The sequence below is a fragment of the Pantoea hericii genome, assembly GCF_014155795.1.
GTDB classification, from domain to species: domain Bacteria; phylum Pseudomonadota; class Gammaproteobacteria; order Enterobacterales; family Enterobacteriaceae; genus Pantoea; species Pantoea eucalypti.
In genome coordinates, this window is the sequence record NZ_SCKV01000001.1 from 240,426 (window position 1) to 260,004 (window position 19,579).

11 protein-coding genes are annotated in these 19,579 nt (G+C 56.9%); 6 read left to right on the top strand and 5 right to left on the bottom strand.

Annotated elements, in window-relative coordinates:
• Positions 1-13 precede the first annotated feature (13 nt).
• The 3 genes from asmA to udk form a co-directional block, all read right to left on the bottom strand.
• On the bottom strand, positions 14-1,837 hold the full coding sequence (gene asmA / locus H7K52_RS01110) for an outer membrane assembly protein AsmA (protein ID WP_154926628.1): 1,824 nt from the start codon (positions 1,835-1,837) through the stop codon (positions 14-16).
• Between the two features lie 12 nt (positions 1,838-1,849).
• Positions 1,850-2,431 carry a dCTP deaminase gene (dcd, locus tag H7K52_RS01115; protein ID WP_004571280.1) on the bottom strand — a complete coding sequence of 194 codons (582 nt, stop codon included), beginning with the start codon at positions 2,429-2,431 and terminating at the stop codon, positions 1,850-1,852.
• Positions 2,432-2,513: 82 nt separating this feature from the next.
• Positions 2,514-3,155: a uridine kinase gene (gene udk, locus H7K52_RS01120; protein WP_004571279.1), complete on the bottom strand. Its 642-nt coding sequence runs from the start codon at positions 3,153-3,155 to the stop codon at positions 2,514-2,516.
• Between the two features lie 283 nt (positions 3,156-3,438).
• Here udk and H7K52_RS01125 point away from each other — a divergent pair, with 283 nt between their 5' ends.
• The 3 genes from H7K52_RS01125 (at position 3,439) to yegD (ending at position 8,986) form a co-directional block, all read left to right on the top strand.
• Complete coding sequence (locus tag H7K52_RS01125; protein ID WP_008926091.1) at positions 3,439-4,053, top strand: phosphatase PAP2 family protein; 615 nt, start codon at positions 3,439-3,441, stop codon at positions 4,051-4,053.
• 163 nt (positions 4,054-4,216) lie between these two features.
• A complete protein-coding gene (locus tag H7K52_RS01130; RefSeq protein ID WP_182629538.1) occupies positions 4,217-7,558 on the top strand; it encodes a diguanylate cyclase in 3,342 nt (1,113 codons plus the stop codon).
• 75 nt (positions 7,559-7,633) lie between these two features.
• Positions 7,634-8,986, top strand: a complete 1,353-nt coding sequence (gene yegD / locus H7K52_RS01135; RefSeq protein WP_182629539.1) for a molecular chaperone — start codon at positions 7,634-7,636, stop codon at positions 8,984-8,986.
• Positions 8,987-9,357: 371 nt separating this feature from the next.
• Here the strand turns inward: yegD and H7K52_RS01140 are convergent, their stop codons facing one another.
• Both H7K52_RS01140 and H7K52_RS01145 read right to left on the bottom strand, forming a co-directional pair.
• Entirely contained in the window at positions 9,358-10,698 is a 1,341-nt protein-coding gene (locus H7K52_RS01140; RefSeq protein ID WP_182629540.1) for a carbohydrate porin, read from the bottom strand.
• A 206-nt stretch (positions 10,699-10,904) separates the two neighbouring features.
• Positions 10,905-11,864: an aldo/keto reductase gene (locus tag H7K52_RS01145; protein ID WP_004571274.1), complete on the bottom strand. Its 960-nt coding sequence runs from the start codon at positions 11,862-11,864 to the stop codon at positions 10,905-10,907.
• A 240-nt stretch (positions 11,865-12,104) separates the two neighbouring features.
• Between H7K52_RS01145 and H7K52_RS01150 the strand changes: the two genes are divergently transcribed.
• From H7K52_RS01150 to mdtC, 3 genes are read left to right on the top strand one after another with little or no spacing between them, the layout of a single operon-like run.
• Entirely contained in the window at positions 12,105-13,343 is a 1,239-nt protein-coding gene (locus tag H7K52_RS01150) for an MdtA/MuxA family multidrug efflux RND transporter periplasmic adaptor subunit (RefSeq protein ID WP_182629541.1), read from the top strand.
• Positions 13,343-16,465, top strand: coding sequence for an MdtB/MuxB family multidrug efflux RND transporter permease subunit (locus H7K52_RS01155; RefSeq protein ID WP_078804578.1), 3,123 nt, complete (start codon positions 13,343-13,345; stop codon positions 16,463-16,465). The genes H7K52_RS01150 and H7K52_RS01155 overlap by 1 nt, the downstream gene beginning before the upstream one ends.
• Positions 16,462-19,533, top strand: a complete 3,072-nt coding sequence (gene mdtC, locus H7K52_RS01160; protein WP_004571271.1) for a multidrug efflux RND transporter permease subunit MdtC — start codon at positions 16,462-16,464, stop codon at positions 19,531-19,533. Before H7K52_RS01155 ends, mdtC begins: the two co-directional genes overlap by 4 nt.
• The last annotated feature ends 46 nt before the right edge of the window (positions 19,534-19,579 follow it).

The following is a 19,579-nucleotide window of genomic DNA, read 5'->3' on the forward strand; positions in this document are numbered from 1 at the left end:
GGGAATGCGCCCGCTAGGGACGCATGATTTTCTTCAGATTCTCTTTGTTCTCGCCCTCTTTCTGGCGATCAATCCACTGATTCAGACGTGACCTGGCCTCACTCTGCAGACGGTTACGAAGAACATCATCCACTGGCAGGGAATATTGCAGGCTGTTCCAGCCGCCATACATACGCAGTGGGATAGGCTGACTGGAAAGTGCCTTTACCAGCGCATCATCGCCACGCCAGCCGCTGATTTTCAGTCCCAGCGTCACATCCAGCTGTTGCTGCACCATGTCGACTTTGCCCGCGCCCTGTAATCCCAGATTCTGACCGTTACCATTGAGATCACTGAAGCTGAGTACACCTTTATTCAGCGCCACCTGCCCGCTGATCGACTCAATACCCTCTTCTACGGCATCCTGGCTGCTGACCTTATCGCTGACCCGAGCCACAGCACGCTGCACCATTTGCTGGAGATTAAGCTGTGCCAGCTTCAGGTTGCTGGCACTGATCGTCGCCCTGCCCTGCCAGCTGCGCTTTGCCGCCTCGACTGTCAGCGTATCGCCGGACAGCTCCCCGTCAAGACTCAGGTTGCCCTGCAGACTTTCCGGTAGTGCAAACGCTTTCAGCAACGGCTGGATTTGAATAAACCGGAGTTGCGGTTTCAGGCTGACCCGTGTCTCTGGATGACGAATGTCGATGCTGCCGGGAATCGAGAAGCTGCCATTACCCAGCTTGCCGCTGAGGGTGTTCAGCGTCATGAGTCCCTGCTGATTGCGGGCATTTAACGTAAAATCAGTCAGCGAGAGGCCGCGCCATACCGCATTATTCGCCTGAAGTTTTAGCGCCAGATCCATGTCGTTGAGAGGAGAGTCCGCATTGGTGCGTTCACGCGGCGCAGCAATCACCGGCGAACGGGCCACGGTGGCGTGCTGCGCGCCAGGCGCTTCAGAAACGGGCGCACTGGTGAGTAAATTATCGAGATTCAGGTTGCTGGCTTTCAGATCCAGCGCCAGCTGCTGTGGCGGCACCACATGACCACTGCCCTGCCCGGTCAGGGTACTGTCATTTGCGGTGAGCTGCAGACCACTAAAGGAGAACTGCTGCCGGTCACCATTCCATTCGCCTTGCAGGCTTAACGACCCTTTAATCCCCTGAGACGGAATGTCGGCGCCCGATAAGGTGTAATCGAGCTGCTGCAGCTGGCCGGTAAGACGGTGCGGATATTGCGCAGCATCCAGCTGGCCTTTGAGATTCAGCGCGGCGTTGCGCTGGTTGCGCATCAGCGTCGTGCTCAGAGAGAGTGTCGCCAGCTTGTTCGCGTCCTGATCCATCGTAATGTTGAGGTCGCGGAAATTATATTCGTCGCCGCCTGGCTGTTGCCAGATCAGCAGACTGTCGGCTACCCGCAGTTTAGCGATATCAAATGACCAGCCGGTGGATGGCGAGGCAGGCTCCGCATCACGCGGACCCTGAGGGGCATTTCTGGCAGGCTGCGCGCTACTGTCGGGCGTTACCCGCACTATCGCATTTTTCAGCAACACCTGACTGACGCTGAGCTGATGGGATAAAAGAGGCCAGAGATCAACATCGAGACGCATGTTCTCCGCTGAGACCAGCGGCTGAGTCGCCCCCGGCGCGGTGAGGCTCATCCGCCCAGCCAGGATGCTGAGCTGAGGCCAGACGTGCCAGCGCAAATCGTTACTGACCTCAAGGCGATAACCACTGCGTTGTTCAACCTGTTGCACCATATAGGTACGGAAGTCGTTGGGATTGACCAGCAGCACCAGCGCGCTCAATCCCGTTACGACCACCACTAACAGGATGGCCAGCGTGGTTATCACTCTTTTCATTACATCCTCAGATCAGTCTTTATCGATACGGCTGGCATCAGCGCCCTGCTGACCCCGATATTTAGCATCTTCACGTCGGTTATAAGGACGCGCAGCCGGGCCTGAAAGCGGTTCAAAACTCAGCGCGCCGATTAACATACCCGGACGCAGAGCCAGTGGCAGTTTACCTGAATTGTAGAACTCCAGCACGATACGACCCTGCCAGCCTGGATCAATGCGGTGCGCCGTCACATGCACCATCAGCCCGAGGCGCGCCAGTGATGAACGGCCATCCAGCCAGCCGACCAGGTCGTCAGGCAGCGTCACGGATTCCAGCGTTACCGCCAGCGCCAGCTCACCCGGATGGAGGAAAAAGGCTTCACCATCAGGCAACACGATCTCATCGCTCATGACCCGATCCAGTGCCGCGCTTACTTCCTGTTTCGGGCCACTCAGGTCGATAAAGGCCGCGGTATGGCCGCTGAAGGTGCGGAACTGATTCCCCAGGCGCACATCGACGGTTGCCCCATTAATGCGCTCGACAGGCGGGCGTGGCTCAATGGCCAGTTTGCCATTGTCCAGCCAGGCTTCAATATCGCGATCGCATAATCTCATTGCGGAAACTCCATGGCATAAGTGTAGCGAACCGGTGACAGCGTGCCTGCCACCGGTCTGCACCCGTCCGGATGGACGTGGGTTATTCAAAAAACTGGTTAATTTTCGCCTTCAGGATATCAATGGCGATACGGTTTTTTCCGCCGCGCGGCACAATGATATCGGCGTACTGTTTTGATGGCTCGATAAACTGCAGAAACATCGGACGTACGGTCTTCTGATACTGACTCATTACCGAATCCATTGAGCGGCCGCGCTCATTGACGTCACGTTTCATACGGCGCATCAGACAGATATCAAGCGGCGTGTCGACGAAGATAGAAAAGTTAAGTTCCTGGCGCAGACGGGCATCGGTTAACAGCAGAATGCCTTCAAGAATAATGACCTTTTTCGCTTTCAGGTGCTGCGTTTGCTGAGTGCGGGTGTGCTCAACGTAGCTGTAGACCGGCAGCTCAATGTCCTGCCCGGCTTTTACCGCCTGCAGATGCTGCAACAGCAAATCATGATCCATCGCACTCGGATGGTCATAATTGGTTTTAACCCTCTCTTCCATGGTGAGGTGACTTTGATCTTTGTAATAAGCATCTTCCGGGATAACCCCGATATGCTCGTCACCTACCTGATCACGGATTTCACGATAGAGCGTGCTGGCAATTAAACTTTTACCGGATGCGGAAGCGCCGGCAATGCCTACAATCACGCACTGATGAGACTTGTCAGTCATACTTTTTTAAGACCTGATAACTGGAGCCTGCCACTGGTCACACATTACGCGGGCAGCGGACGGGCCGAAATGGAGAGGGTGTGTTCGCGCTAAGTATAGGGATTTCGGCCTTTTGATGCCAGAAAAATGGCACCGGCGTCTTTTCAGACTTTCTCCTTTGGACGCCACTCATTTCACCGATAAACTAGCAGCACACCATATTATAAAAAAATGGCCTGTGCGGCACGCTGTTGTCTGAACGCGTGTCGTTAACATGACGACCAAATGATGCATCAGGAGTGGTATGCACTGGAAGACTTTGACCTATTTTGGCGACAGCATGCTGTTGATTCCGACAGCGGTGATTATTGCGCTGATTTTGCCGTGGAAAAGTGATAACCGCCTTACGGTCTTTTACTGGATTGTGGCCTTTGGCCTGGCTGGCCTGACAGTCAGCATCTCAAAGATTCTGTTTCTCGGGTTTGGCATCGGCAGTGCCCGCTTTAATTTTACCGGCTTCAGCGGTCACAGCGCGATGTCCGCTACCCTGTGGCCAGTGATGCTGTGGCTGATTTCCGGACGCTGGTCAGCAAAATGGCGCATTGCCGCGATTGGCGTGGGTTACCTGATTCCTCTGATGGTTGGGTTCTCGCGTCTGATCATCCACGCTCACTCGAAAAGTGAGGTTGCCACCGGTTTGCTGCTGGGCTTCACGTTGAGTACCGCGTTTCTGATCTCTCAGCGCCGCACCGCGCTCAAAGGCTTTAGCTGGCCACAGATCGGTGCTGCACTGTTAGTGCCGTTTCTATTAATGGGTCATGGCCGTGTCGCCACGACGCAACAGTTTCTGGAACGCTTCTCAGCCAGCCTCGCGGGGCTGGAGAAGCCCTATACCCGCGCCGATCTTTTCCGCCAGTAATCAATACGCTGGTCATCAATTTCTCTGTGCCCGTCAATTCACCGAATAACGGGCAATATTGATTTCACCCCTTTTTTCTTTGCCGAATGTGCTAGCATGCAGTCAGAGAATGACTGGTGCCTGATTCGCCGTAGCGGAGCGTTGCACCCTGACGGAAGTCCGCATGACGATAGAGATCCTGTCCCCGCAAAAGAGCACGCCAAACTGCTGGCTTTCGGCGCTGTTCCTTGGCTGTATAGTGTTTGTCCTGACACTGTTCTGTCTTGAACTGATCGTGGTCAGCGGGAAAATCTCCCCGCTCTGGTTCCCGACGACATTAATGACTGTGGTGGTTTTCCGCTGTCCGTCACGACAGCTACCCCTGCTGCTGACTGCCTGTGTGCTGGGCACCGCCGCGGCCAACGCCATCATCATCGGGCCCGCCTTTTCAAACATTAAATTCGCCCTGTTAAACCTTATTCAGGCCAGTGTCGGTGGCATGCTGCTGCGCGCGCTGCTGGATCGGCGCGCGCCACTGAACTCTCTGCATGACTGGGCCCGGATGGTGTTATCGGTGGGTATCGTGACACCGGTTCTGGGCGGACTGCTGGCGCTATGGACGCTGCAGGTCAGCGGCCATGCTTCGTTTCCCTTCTTCTATACATGGGTGATCTCAGAAATCATCGGCATGCTGGTGTTAGGCCCGATGCTGCTGCTGCTGCCCTGGCCGCTGCGACGGGCCCAGTTCAGCGAGCTGGGCAGGCAGTTGCCAGAAACGTTGATGACGCTGCTCCTGACCCTGGGTGCCAGTTATCTGTCGCTGCGTTTTCTGCCCTGGCCCTTTACCTTTATTGTCGTAATCCTGTTCTGGTGCGCGGTGCGCCTGCCCAAGCTGCAGGCGTTTGTGCTGTTCTTCATCAACGCCAGTTTTATCTCGATGCTGCTGGCTTTGGATGCGGTCAGCGTAGTAAACAACAACAGCGCGCTGGGCCCGGTCTCCAGCTGGTTACCTTTCCTTCTGGTGTTGATCCCCAGCCACATTATGTCGCTGGTGATGGATGCGTTCCGGCGTGAAAAACTCCACATCACCGACAGCGAAACCCGCTTCCGTCACGCCATGGAATACTCTGCAATCGGTATGGCGCTGGTGGCGCCTCAGGGTAAATGGCTGCAGGTTAACCGCTCGCTGTGCGATATCCTTGGCTATCCGGCCGAAGAGCTCAAACGCCTGACATTCCAGCAAATTACGCATCCCGATGATCTGAGCCTTGATCTGCAACATACCAGCCGATTGCTGGAAGGTGAGATTGATACGTACACGTTTGAGAAGCGCTATTTTCGTAAAGATGGTGAGATTGTCTGGGCACGCCTCACGGTATCGCTGGTGCGCGATGGCAGCCAGGAACCGCTCTATTTTATCGCGCAAATTATTGATATCTCTGAGCTGAAGCAGAGTGAGCAGGTGAATCGCCGGCTGATGGAGCGCATCACGCTGGCCAACGAAGCCGGTGGCATTGGCGTGTGGGAGTGGAACCTGCTGACCGGTGAAATGTTATGGGACAAGCGCATGTATGCCCTGTTTGGTCTCGCCTCTCATGAGTCGCCCAGCTATGACCTCTGGATCCATCTGCTGCATACCGCAGATCGGGAGTATGCTGCGCTGACGGTGCAACAGGCGATTGAGCTGCGCAGTGCTTTTCACATGGAGTATCGCGTGGTTAATGCCGAGGGCCAGCGCTGGGTGCGCACCCAGGCAAACCGTTTACTGAGTAAAGAGGGCCGCATTGAGCGCATGCTGGGGATCTGCCAGGACATCACCCCGCTTCGTAATCTGAACGAAGCGCTGTTTCAGGAGAAAGAGCGCATGGCGATAACCCTGGACTCAATTGGCGAAGCGGTTATCAGCACGGACAAAGAGATGCGTGTCGCCTTTATGAATCCGGTGGCGGAGAAGATGAGTGGCTTGTCACAGGAGCAGGCTGCCGGGCAGCCGCTCAGTGAGCTGCTGCACATAACTCAGGGACGTAACGGCCCGAAAGTGGAGAATCTGCTGTTGTGCCAGTTGCCACCGGAAAAAATCACCCCCAGTCTGGCTGAAGATCTGGTGCTCCACACCCCGGATGGCGGCCACATCGATATTCATTACAGCATCACGCCACTGCGTTCAGAAGCGGGCGTGGAACAGGGTGCCGTCATGGTTATTCAGGATGTGAGTGAATCACGTAAACTGATGAAGCGCCTGAGTTACAGCGCCCTCCACGACACCCTGACCCGCCTGCCTAACCGCGCCAGCTTTGAGCTTCAGCTTAAACGTCTGCTGTTTGATGCCGCTGAACATCAGCATCAGCATGTGCTGGTGTTTATCGACCTGGATAAGTTTAAAGCGGTCAATGACACCGCAGGGCATGCTGCAGGCGATGCATTGCTGCGCGAGCTCTCCGATCTGATGCAGCACCATCTGCGCAGCAGCGACTTCCTGGCCCGACTGGGCGGCGATGAGTTTGCGCTTCTGATGCCTGATTGCGATGTGGGTCAGGCACATGACGTGGTGCAGCGCATCGTCGCTGCAGTCAACGATTACCGCTTCCAGTGGCTGGGTCGCCTCTATCATGTGGGCGCCAGTGCGGGAGTGACACAAATTTCAGCAGAAAACTGTCAGAGCAGCGACGTCCTTTCTCAGGCGGATATCGCCTGTTACAACGCCAAACGCAGTGGGCGTGGACGACTGATGATTTATGAGCAGCATAGCTTACCGCTGCCGGGTAACCATCAGGGAATGGATGCCGCGATGATTGATGCGCTGCAGATTGAACTGCCCGCCTGGCCTGTTGCGCCACCCAAAACCCCGCAGGCCGCCTTTATCTGGCTGCTTGATGTACAGCTGTTAACCGCAGATGGATTACTGCTGGATGAGACGTTGCTGCGCAATAACCTGCACGATGAGACGCTGCGACGTCGTCTCGATAACAATATTCTTGCGGTTTTTTTCCGCCACGACGTGGAAAAGCTCAATCAGAAAGGCATTCCGGTGATTTTGCCGCTTGATGCCGGGATACTCAGTGATGCCGCCTTTGTGGAGCAACTCTGTCAGCGCTTTGTCGCGGCCGGTCTCTCTGAAAGCCACTGTGGTTTCGCTTTCCCTGCGGCCAGCGTGTTGAGCAAAGGCGATCAGCTCTATTCCGCACTGCTGCAACTGCGGCAGTGTGGCTGCCGTATCGTATTGCAACATTTTGGCCGAAATCTGGACGCGTTTACTCTGCTGAGTAACGAGGTAGTTGATTACCTGGTACTGGCACCTGAACTGGTTGCTAACGTTCACAATAATCTGATGGATGAGATGCTGCTGACCATTATTCAGGGCCAGGCAACGCAGCGTAACATCGCGGTGCTGGCCGGTCCGGTTTCGGTCCCTGCTGTGCTCAGCACGCTGGCTACCCTTGATGTGGATGGCGTCTGGGGCAGTGCCGTGGCCGAGCGGCAGCCATTACGCGCACTGGCCGAAGATCGAATCTTCGCTATCCGTTAATTCCAGCGCGACCTGCTTGCTACACTGATGAAGCTGCGCTAAAGTCGCCCCCTTTTTTCCGGCATGGGGGCGAAAATGTTCATAGGATTCGATTACGGTACGGCTAACTGCTCAATTGCAGTCAGCGAAAATGGCACGCCACGTCTGTTAACGCTGGAAAATGATCAGCGCCTGCTGCCGTCGATGATCTGTGCGCCTACCCGCGAGTCGATCAGCGAATGGCTCTATCGCCATCATCAGGTGGCAACACCTGATAGCGAAACCACCGCGTTGTTGCAGCGCGCCCTGCGTTATAACCGCGAAGAAGATATTGAGGTTCAGCCCAACAGTGTGCAGTTTGGCCTTACCGCGCTGCAGCACTATATGGTCGATCCCGAAGATGTCTGGTTCGTTAAATCCCCCAAATCCTTTCTCGGTGCCACTGGCCTGAAGCCGCAGCAGATTGCTCTGTTTGAAGATCTGGTCTGCGCTATGATGCTGCACATCCGCCAAAAGGGCGAAAGCCAGCTTGATCACGCTATCGATCAGGCTGTGATCGGGCGTCCGGTCAACTTCCAGGGCTTAGGCAGTGAAGAGTCTAACCAGCAGGCTGAAGGCATTCTGCTTCGCGCAGCACACCGTGCCGGTTTCCGCGACGTGGAATTTCAGTTTGAACCGGTGGCAGCCGGACTCGATTTCGAAGCCACACTCAAACAGGAAACAACCGTGCTGGTTGTGGATATCGGCGGCGGAACCACCGACTGCTCGATGTTGCTGATGGGGCCAAAGTGGCGTGATAAGGCCGACCGCCGCGAAAGCCTGTTGGGCCATAGCGGTTGCCGCGTTGGCGGTAACGACCTGGATATCATGCTGACGTTTAAGACCCTGATGCCGCTACTTGGCCTGGGTGGTAATACCCAGAAAGGCACCGCCTTGCCAGCCCTGCCGTGGTGGAACGCCATCGCGATAAATGATGTGCCGGCACAGAGCGACTTCTACAGCCCGGCCTGCGGAAAGTGGCTGCGGGATTTAGTGCGGGATGCTGAACAGGGTGATGTGGTGGCTCGCCTGCTGAAAGTGTGGCAGCAAAAACTCAGTTATCGCCTGGTGCGGGCAGCGGAAGAGAGCAAGATTGCGCTGTCAGCCAGCCCGGCGCATACCGCCTCTCTCGACTTTATTGCCGCGGCCTTAGAGACAGAAATTGGTGTGGAGCAGTTGCAGGACGCCATCAGTCAGCCGCTGGAGAAAATTCTGGAGCAGGTGCAGCTGGCCTTAGCCACCAGCCAGATTAAACCGGATGTCATCTACCTGACCGGCGGCAGTGCGCGTTCACCGTTACTGCGCGCGGCACTGCAGCAGACGCTGCCGGATACGCCGATTGCGGGCGGCGATGATTTCGCCTCCGTCACCGCCGGGCTGGCCCGCTGGGCAGAAGTGATGTTCCGTTGATCTTTGGCAGCCCTGCTATGTAAAAAAAAGCACCTTTAAGTGCCCTTTCAGACTGCTGACAAATTCAAATCATGGTGTAACTGGCAGCGACGGAATAACTCAACAAGCAGGGAACACGGTCAGAGGAGGAAAGCGTCCCGCGCCATGGACGGCGCGGGCCGAGCGTGCTAGGGATTGGTGTAAGCGACTTTCCGATCTGACCGTGTTTACTGCACTGGCTCGATCTCACAGCTAACCGAGCCAAACTTCGTCATCAATCTCAAACGGCAACTGCTTATCGTTTTTGTTTGCAGACAACGATGAGCACGCTCCCATCGCTTTACGTTTGGGAGCAGTCTGCCTGATACATCTGAGCCCTTTTGGGCTGTAAATCAGAAGGCAATATTGGCGCTGATACCGCCGATAAACGCATCCTTCACTTCGCTTACCGCGCCTGGCGCCACCACATACTGCAGGTTTGGTCGCAGTGACATCCAGTTCGTCACTTTGGCGTTGTAATAAACCTCATAGTTGTACTCTGAACCTTCCTGAATCGGCAGATAAGTCGGGCTGTCAAAGCGGCTCTCGCCATTCGCCTGATTCTGCTGACGCAGAGCGCGGGTGTAGTCGCTGTTCACATGAATACGCGACGCGCCCACGCCGATCTCATCCTGAGGACGGGCATCAAACGGTCCTGTCCAGGTAAACGCGATAGACTGGTAGTTATCCGTCTTCGAGGTCTTGTGATCGTTCATCACCGCCTGAACCCGCACGCCCAGACCACGATTCACATCGCCATCCTGCGCGGTCAGCTGTTGCTGTAACAGCAGATAGCCGCCATAGGCATGCGCCTGATCCTGATAGCCGCCATTGCGCCAGCTGCCATAAACATCGCCATCCACCGACGAATAGTAATAACCGATGCGGTAGTTACCCGGTAATTTCTCCGGCCCGAACGTCGGTTTCCAGCCCAGTTCCACCGGCACCAGATTGCCCTCGGAATTGCTGGTATCCAGACGGAAGCCATCTCCACGATCATAGTTAGCTCGGTTCTGATCGTAGAAACCAACCTGGAAGAAGACCTCCGGGGTGATATTGAACTTAATCCGACCGCCCCACTGCGATACCGGCCAGTTGAACCAGCGGTCGCCGCGCCAGTTACCTGCCTGTCCGCTGCCCAGTGCCAGGTTCTGGAACAGGTTGCCATCGAAATTATCGAAGTCTTCACCCACCGTCACGCGTCCGGCTTTCAGATCGACCACATCGTTAAACAATCCTTTGCGTAACCAGAACTGTGTCAGACGCCAGGTCTGGCCGCGACCATACACCTCCTGCACGGAGGAGAGCATCCCGGTGCGTTGATCCGCGACCTGCTCAGAAACATTCTGTCCGTTACGATTCGTCACGGTCATCTGAAATTCGGCATCCTGCCAGTCCAGCAGCTTTTGCAGGTCGAAATTGGTACCGAACGTCCACTGGTCGCTGTAGCGCATGGTGGTGTTGGTATTTGCGCCACCCCCTAAATTTGCGGCGCTCTCCATGGTGTAGTTGACGTCAAACTTGATGCCGTCATCCTGCAATTGCGTTCGGTAGCCGCCCCAGTCACCAAACATCCATTCGGAGTCCGGACTCAGCGCGTCAGCAGCCATGGCTTGTGAAGAAAAAATGGCCAGGATCAGGGTGCCCGTTGCCATACTGGCAGCGGAAAAGGTGGGTGCTTTTCTGTTTTTCATCTTGTTTATTCTTATGTGAGTTACGGGAAGTGACGCGCAGAGGATAGTGCTGGGTAAACGCTGTTTTTTATAAATACGTGCGCATAATTTCCCGTAACATCCGTTTATTAATGCAAGTGTGATCGGGATCTCTGATTGATTATTCTTTGGGCGGGCTTACTTCCTGCACAGGCATACCGTAAAAAGGGGCGCTGGCGCCCCTGAATTTAACGGCTCGCCTGGTTCAGTTGCGCGATCTGCGCGGGGGTCAGCGTCAGTTGCATCGCACCAGCCAGATCGTCGAGTTGTTTAATCGACGTCGCACTGACGATCGGGGCGGTGATGCCAGGACGGGCAATCAGCCATGCCAGTGCCACCTGAGCTGGCGTCGCCTGATGGGCTTCACTGATGGCATCCAGCGCATCCAGGATCCGCAGACCGCGCGGGTTAAGGTATTTCTCCACCACGCCCTGCCCGCGTGCGCTTTTACCGGCATCTGCTGCATCACGATATTTGCCACTGAGAAAACCGCTGGCAAGCGAGTAGTAGTTGATCACGCCTAAACCCTGCGCCATGACAACGGGCTCCAGTTCCGACTCATAAGGCTGGCGGTCAAACAGGTTATATTGCGGTTGCAGCGTTTCATAACGCGCCAGCCCCTGCGATTCACTCACCTTCAACGCCTCCTGCAGACGCGCTGCGCTGTAATTGGAGGCACCAATGGCGCGCACTTTACCTTCACGGATCAGGCTGTCAAAGGTGCTCAGCGTTTCCGTCAGCGGCGTATCCTGATCGTCGCGGTGTGCCTGATAGAGATCGATATAGTCAGTCTGTAAGCGGCGAAGTGAATCTTCGACTGCCTGACGGATATATTGCGGCTTCAGCCCGGTCTTCTCAGGCGACATTTCCATGCCAACTTTGGTTGCCAGCACGATCTGGTCACGTTTTCCGCTTTTCTTCAGCCACTCTCCAATAATGGTTTCGGATTCACCGCCTTTATTGCCTGGCGCCCAGCGGGAGTAGACATCGGCGGTATCGATGAACCACAGCCCTCGTTCAACCAGCCCATCCAGCAGAGAAAACGAGGTGGGTTGATCCACCGTCCAGCCAAACACATTGCCGCCAAACGTCAGTAACGGCACCGTAATCCCACTGTCACCCAACTGCCGGGTTTGATTCTGACTCATTATCTGCTCCTTAATTTGCCTGACAAACTGCCTGTTTCTCAGCATAGCAAAGTGTTTTCACGCCTTTATGACGATTGTGCTGCGATTAATGTAATAACAGGCATAATTACCCGGCCCTGACAGATATCCTTATTTCCTTCAAATTTTGCCTGTCAGAGGCGACTACACTCTGTCGTTTGCAGGCTACCCATTTGATGCCTGCGCCTGGGACTACGTCACTGCTGGAGAGCATCAACAATCATGAGCACCCGACACCCTGTTATGAAGAAAACACTGATCGCACTGGCCCTGATTGCTGTGGCCGCTGGCGGCTACTATGCCTGGCAGCGCACTGCCCAGCCACAGAGCAGCAGCCAGACGGACTCGCCCGGGCCTCGAGGTGGCAAGGGCAGCGGTGACGGCGCTCGTCGGCCACTCGCCCCGGTTCAGGCAGCGACGGCTACCAGCCAGAGCGTGCCGCAATACCTTAGCGGATTGGGTACCGTCACGGCGGCTAACACGGCCACGGTGCGTAGCCGGGTCAATGGCGATCTGCTGGCGATCCACTTTACCGAAGGCCAGCAGGTCAACGCGGGCGATCTGCTGGCAGAAGTCGACCCACGTCCTTACCAGGTGGCGTTAACCCAGGCTCAGGGCCAGCTGGCGAAAGATCAGGCGACGCTGGCCAATGCCCGTCGCGACCTGGCGCGCTTCGAGAAGCTGGCAAAAACGTCGCTGGTATCGCAGCAGGAGCTGGATACCCAGCGCTCACTGGTGAATGAAACGCTGGGCACCCTGAAAGCGGATGAGGGCGGCGTCGCCAGTGCGCAGCTCAATCTGACCTACAGCAAAATCACTGCACCGATTGCCGGCCGTGTCGGCCTGAAACAGGTGGATGTCGGCAACTACGTCACCAGTGGCGACACCACCGGTATCGTCGTGATCACCCAGACGCACCCGATTGATGTGGTCTTTACCCTGGCGGAGAACAGCATCAGTTCCATTCTCAAGGCACAGAAAAGCGGCCAGCCGCTGCTGGTGGAGGCCTGGGATCGCAGTAATGAGAATTTAATCGCCAGCGGCAAACTGCTGAGCCTTGATAACCAGATTGATGTGACGACCGGCACCATAAAAATCAAAGCGCGGTTTGATAATCAGGATGACGCCCTCTTCCCTAATCAGTTCGTCAATGTTCGGCTCAAGGTCAACACCTTGCAGAATGCCGTTGTGATTCCGCCTGCCGCATTACAGATGGGCAACGAAGGCCACTTTGTCTGGGTGGTCAACAGTGACAACAAGGTCAGCAAGAAAAGCGTGATTGCCGGCCTGCAGGATAGCCAGAAAGTGGTGGTCAGCGCCGGTCTGGAAGCCGGTGAACGGGTCGTGACCGATGGTCTGGATCGTCTGACCGAAGGCGCGAAAGTCGAGGTGGTCGCGCCGCAGAGCAACGCACCGCGCGCCACCCGCGCCGCCCTGCCGTCAAAAGGAGAGCGTGAGTAATGCAGGTCATGCCTCCCGATCACAGTGGCGGGCCGTCACGCCAGTTTATTCTGCGTCCGGTCGCCACCACGCTGTTGATGATTGCGATTTTGCTGGCCGGAGTGCTGGGCTACCGGTTCCTGCCGGTCTCGGCACTGCCGGAAGTCGATTATCCGACCATCCAGGTGGTTACGCTTTATCCTGGTGCCAGCCCGGATGTGGTCACCTCCTCCATTACCGCCCCACTAGAGCGTCAGTTTGGTCAGATGTCGGGGCTGAAACAGATGGCATCGCAAAGCTCCGGCGGTGCCTCGGTGGTAACACTGCAGTTTCAGCTGACGCTGCCGCTGGATGTGGCCGAGCAGGAGGTGCAGGCGGCCATTAACTCCGCCACTAATCTGTTGCCCAACGACCTGCCCAATCCACCGGTCTACAGCAAAGTAAACCCTGCCGATCCGCCCATCATGACGCTGGCCGTCACGACGCGCAGCATGCCGCTGACGCAGGTGCAGGACATGGTGGAAACGCGGGTCGCGCAGAAAATTTCGCAGGTCAGCGGTGTCGGCCTGGTGACGTTGTCAGGCGGTCAGCGCCCGGCAGTGCGGGTAAAAATGAATGCGCAGGCGCTGGCGGCGCTGGGTCTGACCAGTGAAACGGTGCGAACCGCCATCAGCAATGCCAACGTTAACTCCGCCAAAGGCAGTCTGGATGGTCCGACGCGTTCTATTACCCTGTCAGCCAATGACCAGATGAAATCCGCGGAAGATTATCGCCAGCTGATTATCAGCTACAAAAATGGCGCGCCGGTGCGTCTTGGTGACGTGGCGACCATTGAACAGGGAGCAGAAAACAGCTGGCTTGGCGCCTGGGCCAATCGCGATGCGGCGATTGTGCTTAATGTCCAGCGTCAGCCTGGCGCTAATATTATCGCCACTGCAGATAATATCCGTGCCATGTTGCCCGCCCTGACGGAAACGCTGCCCAAATCGGTAGAGGTGAAACTGCTCACCGACCGCACCACCAATATTCGCGCGTCGGTGAACGACACGCAGTTTGAGCTGATACTGGCGATGGCGCTGGTGGTGATGATTATCTATCTGTTCCTGCGTAACGTGCCCGCCACGCTGATCCCGGCGGTGGCGGTGCCGCTGTCGCTGATCGGCACCTTTGCGGCGATGTACTTTCTCGGTTTTTCCATTAATAACCTGACGCTGATGGCGCTGACCATTGCCACGGGTTTTGTGGTCGATGATGCCATTGTGGTGATTGAGAACATCTCGCGCTATATCGAAAAAGGGGAAAAGCCGCTTACCGCCGCGCTGAAAGGTGCCGGTGAGATCGGCTTTACCATTATCTCCCTGACCTTTTCGCTGATTGCGGTACTGATTCCACTGCTGTTTATGGGCGACGTAATTGGCCGTCTGTTCCGCGAATTTGCCGTGACGCTGGCCGTAGCGATTCTGATTTCCGCAGTAGTGTCACTCACCCTGACGCCGATGATGTGCGCCCGGATGCTGAGCGCAGAGTCGCTGCGTAAACAGAACCGCTTTTCACGGGCCAGCGAGGCGATGTTTGATCGTATCGTGGCCGCCTATGGCCGTGGCCTGAAACGGGTGCTGAATCACCCCTGGCTGACATTGTCGGTCGCGCTTGGCACCCTTGTGCTGACGCTGCTGCTGTGGATGGTGATCCCGAAAGGCTTTTTCCCGCAGCAGGACAACAGCATTATTCAGGGTACGCTGCAGGCACCGCAGTCGGTCTCCTACGCCAGCATGGCAGAGCGCACCCGCGACGTTGCCTCCATCATCATGAAAGATCCGGCGGTTGAGAGCATGACCTCGTTCGTCGGCGTCGATGGCACCAATGCCTCACTGAACAGCGCGCGACTGCAGATTAACCTTAAACCTCTGGATCAACGCGACGACCGCATTCCGGCTATTCAGCAACGCCTGCAACAACAGGTCAGTCAGCTGCCGGGCGTGCAGCTCTGGCTGCAGGCGGTGCAGGATCTCACCATCGATACCCAGGCGAGCCGCACGCCGTACCAGTTCACGCTGCAGTCCGGCTCCCTGTCGTCGCTTAGCACCTGGGTGCCGGCCCTGCTGACCCGGCTCAGTACCCTGCCACAGCTGCGTGACGTCAGCAGTGACTGGCAGGATCAGGGGCTGGAAGCTTATGTCAACGTTGACCGCGACAGCGCCAGCCGCCTCGGTATCAGCATGGCCGATGTCGATAACGCGCTGTACAACGCGTTTGGGCAGCGACTCATCTCCACCATCTATACCCAGGCAAATCAGTATCGTGTGGTGCTGGAGCAGGATAATAACGCCACACCGGGGCTGGAGAGCCTGGAGGCGATTCGCCTTAACAGCAGCGATGGCGGCAGCGTTCCGCTGAGCGCCATCGCCCGTATTGAACAGCGTCACACGCCGCTCAGCATTAACCATCTGGACCAGTTCCCGTCGGCGACCTTCTCCTTCAACGTGGCTGATGGCTATTCGCTGGAAGATGCGGTGAAGGCGGTGTCGCAGGCGGAAGCGCAGCTGGGCATGCCCGCGGAGCTGATGACCCAGTTCCAGGGCAGTACGCTGGCGTTTGAGGCGGCGCTGAGCAGCACCGTCTGGCTGATTGTGGCAGCCATCGTGGCGATGTACATCGTGCTGGGCGTGCTCTATGAAAGCTTTATTCACCCGATTACGATTCTCTCAACACTGCCCACTGCCGGTGTCGGCGCGCTGCTGGCGCTGATGCTCAGCGGCAATGAGCTGGATATCGTGGCAATTATCGGCATCATCCTGTTGATCGGCATCGTGAAAAAGAACGCCATCATGATGATCGACTTTGCGCTGGCAGCCGAACGTGAACAGGGCATGAAGCCGGTAGATGCCATCTATCAGGCCTGTCTGTTGCGCTTCCGTCCGATTCTGATGACCACACTGGCAGCCCTTCTCGGTGCGCTGCCGCTGATGCTCAGCACCGGCGTCGGTGCCGAATTGCGTCATCCGCTGGGAATCGCCATGGTCGGTGGCCTGATTCTGAGTCAGGTACTGACGCTGTTCACCACACCGGTGATCTATCTGCTGTTTGACCGCCTGGCGCATGCTACCCGCCGACGCTTTGGCCGTACGGAGGCCGCAGAGTGAAGTTTTTTGCCCTCTTCATCCATCGGCCCGTCGCCACGACCCTGCTGACACTGGCCATCGCCCTGGCCGGGATGCTGGGCTTCCGTCTGCTACCGGTGGCACCGCTGCCGCAGGTCGATTTTCCGGTCATCGTCATCTCGGCCTCGCTGCCGGGCGCCTCACCGGAAATCATGGCATCGTCGGTGGCTACACCGCTGGAACGCTCGCTGGGACGCATCGCGGGGGTCAGTGAAATGACCTCCACCAGTTCGCTGGGTAGCACCCGCATCATTCTGGTGTTTGATTTTGATCGCGACATTAACGGCGCGGCGCGCGACGTGCAGGCCGCCATTAACGCCGCGCAAAGCCTGCTGCCCACCGGCATGCCGTCGCGTCCAACCTACCGGAAAGTTAACCCTTCTGATGCGCCGATCATGATCATGACGCTGACCTCAGATACCTACAATCCGGGTCAGCTTTATGACTACGCCTCTACCCAGCTGGCGCAGAAGCTGTCACAGATTGAAGGCGTGGGCGATGTCACCGTGGGCGGCAGTTCGCTGCCTGCGGTGCGCGTGGCGCTGAATCCCCAGGCACTGTTTAACCAGGGCGTATCGCTGGATGCGGTGCGCACCGCTATCTCCAATGCCAATCAGCGACGACCGCAGGGCGCACTGGATGACGGTCAGCAGCGCTGGCAACTGCGAACCAATGACGCGCTGCAGACTGCCCGGGAGTATCAGCCGCTGGTGGTGCATTACAACAACGGCGCGGCGGTCAGGCTGTCGGATGTGGCGACGGTAGAGGATTCGGTTCAGGACGTGCGCAACGCCGGAATGTCACGGGGTAAACCTGCGGTTCTGCTGCTGATCCGCAAAACGCCTGAAGCGAACGTCATTGATACGGTCGATCGGATTCGCGCTGAAATGCCGCTGTTGCATGAAGTGATCCCTGCTGCCATCGATCTTGAGATTGCTCAGGATCGCTCGCCCACTATTCGCGCCTCGCTGCATGAAGTGGAGCAGTCGCTGATTATCGCCGTGGCGCTGGTGATTCTGGTGGTGTTTGTTTTCCTGCGCTCGGGCCGCGCCACGCTGATCCCGGCCGTTGCCGTGCCGGTTTCGCTAATCGGCACGTTTGCCGCGATGTACCTGTGCGGCTTCAGCCTGAATAATCTGTCACTGATGGCGCTGACCATTGCTACCGGTTTTGTGGTGGACGATGCGATTGTGGTGCTGGAGAACATTGCCCGTCACGTGGAAGCCGGCATGAAGCCGCTGGCTGCCGCGCTAAAAGGGGTGCGTGAAGTCGGCTTTACCGTGCTGTCGATGAGCCTGTCGCTGATTGCGGTGTTCCTGCCGCTCCTGATGATTGGCGGGCTGATTGGCCGCTTCTTCTCTGAGTTTTCCATTACGCTGTCGGTGTCGATTCTTATCTCGCTGTTTATCTCGGTCACGCTGACGCCGGTGATGTGCGCTTATCTGCTGAAGCCGCACGCGCCGCGCAGCCAGCCACGTCAGCGCGGGGTGGGCCGGCTACTGATGGCGATTCAGCAAGGCTACGGTCGGTCGCTTAACGTGGTGCTGAACCATGCACGCTGGGTGCTGCTGCTGTTTTTCGCCACCATCGCCCTGACAGGCTGGCTATTCGTTCATATCCCGAAAACCTTTATGCCGGAACAGGATACCGGGCGACTCTCCGGCTTTATCTCTGCCGATCAGAGCATTTCCTTTCAGGCGATGCGCAGCAAGCTGCAGGATTTTATGGAGATTGTCGGGGCCGATCCGGCGGTGGACAGCGTGGTGGGCTTTACCGGTGGGATGCGGACCAACAGCGGCTCGATGTTTATCTCGCTGAAGCCGCTGTCGGAGCGTAAAGAGAGTGCCCTTGAAATAATCGCCCGGCTGCGCACTAAGCTGGCGAAAGAGCCGGGGGCGAATCTCTATCTGAATGCGGTGCAGGATCTGCGCGCAGGGGGGCGGGAATCGAATGCTGCTTATCAATATTCATTGCTCTCGGACGATCTCGGCGCACTGCGGACGTGGGAGCCGAAAATCCGCGAGGCGTTCTCCGCGCTGCCGCAGCTGGCGGACGTGAACTCCGATCAGCAGGATAAAGGCAGCGAAATGGCGCTGACCTACGATCGTGAAAGCATGGCCCGGCTTGGCATTGATGTCTCTCAGGCCAATGCCCTGCTGAATAACGCTTTTGGTCAGCGTCAGATTTCCACTATCTATCAGCCGCTTAATCAGTACAAAGTGGTGATGGAGGTCGATCCGCGCTACACCCAGGATATCAGCGCTCTTTCACAGATGTTTGTGATAAATAGCGACGGTAAAGCCATCCCGCTGTCGTGGTTCGCCCACTGGCAGCCGGCGAATGCGCCGCTGTCGGTGAACCATGAAGGGCTGTCAGCCGCCTCGACGATCTCTTTTAACCTGCCAGAGGGTGTGTCGCTGTCACAGGCATCGGAAGCAATTGAACGGACCATGACCGCGATTGGTGTGCCCTCCAGCGTGCGCGGCAGTTTTGCCGGTACGGCGCAGGTGTTTCAGCAGTCGCAAAGCAGCCAGCTCTGGCTGATGCTGGCAGCCATTGCGGCGGTCTATATCGTGCTGGGCATCCTCTACGAAAGCTATGTGCATCCGCTGACGATTCTCTCTACCCTGCCCTCGGCGGGTGTCGGGGCGTTGCTGGCGCTGGAACTGTTCGATACGCCCTTTAGCCTGATTGCGCTGATCGGTATTCTGCTGCTGATTGGCATCGTGAAAAAGAACGCCATCATGATGGTCGATTTTGCGCTGGAGGCCGAGCGTAACGGCCAGCTGAGTGCGCGAGAGGCGATTTTCCAGGCGTGCCTGCTGCGCTTCCGGCCAATTATGATGACCACGCTGGCGGCATTGTTTGGCGCGCTGCCACTGGTGCTGAGCAGCGGCGACGGTGCCGAACTACGTCAACCGCTGGGAATTACCATTGCAGGCGGGCTGGTGATGAGCCAGTTGCTGACACTCTACACCACGCCGGTGGTCTATCTGATGATGGATAAATTGCGGCGCAAAAAGCGTCCGCTGACCGCCGCCGCGCAATAGCCGTAATGAGTGTGTCGGCAGGCACGGCGCGTAATGCTTTTATCGG

What these genes read in the sequence shown, in the direction of transcription:
- yegD (WP_182629539.1), top strand. Translation starts at nt 7,634, where the DNA reads ATGTTCATAGGATTCGATTACGGTACGGCTAACTGCTCAATTGCAGTC.
- H7K52_RS01145 (WP_004571274.1), bottom strand. Translation starts at nt 11,864, where the DNA reads ATGAGTCAGAATCAAACCCGGCAGTTGGGTGACAGTGGGATTACGGTG.
- H7K52_RS01155 (WP_078804578.1), top strand. Translation starts at nt 13,343, where the DNA reads ATGCAGGTCATGCCTCCCGATCACAGTGGCGGGCCGTCACGCCAGTTT.
- H7K52_RS01125 (WP_008926091.1), top strand. Translation starts at nt 3,439, where the DNA reads ATGCACTGGAAGACTTTGACCTATTTTGGCGACAGCATGCTGTTGATT.
- dcd (WP_004571280.1), bottom strand. Translation starts at nt 2,431, where the DNA reads ATGAGATTATGCGATCGCGATATTGAAGCCTGGCTGGACAATGGCAAA.
- asmA (WP_154926628.1), bottom strand. Translation starts at nt 1,837, where the DNA reads ATGAAAAGAGTGATAACCACGCTGGCCATCCTGTTAGTGGTGGTCGTA.
- udk (WP_004571279.1), bottom strand. Translation starts at nt 3,155, where the DNA reads ATGACTGACAAGTCTCATCAGTGCGTGATTGTAGGCATTGCCGGCGCT.
- H7K52_RS01130 (WP_182629538.1), top strand. Translation starts at nt 4,217, where the DNA reads ATGACGATAGAGATCCTGTCCCCGCAAAAGAGCACGCCAAACTGCTGG.
- H7K52_RS01150 (WP_182629541.1), top strand. Translation starts at nt 12,105, where the DNA reads ATGAGCACCCGACACCCTGTTATGAAGAAAACACTGATCGCACTGGCC.
- H7K52_RS01140 (WP_182629540.1), bottom strand. Translation starts at nt 10,698, where the DNA reads ATGAAAAACAGAAAAGCACCCACCTTTTCCGCTGCCAGTATGGCAACG.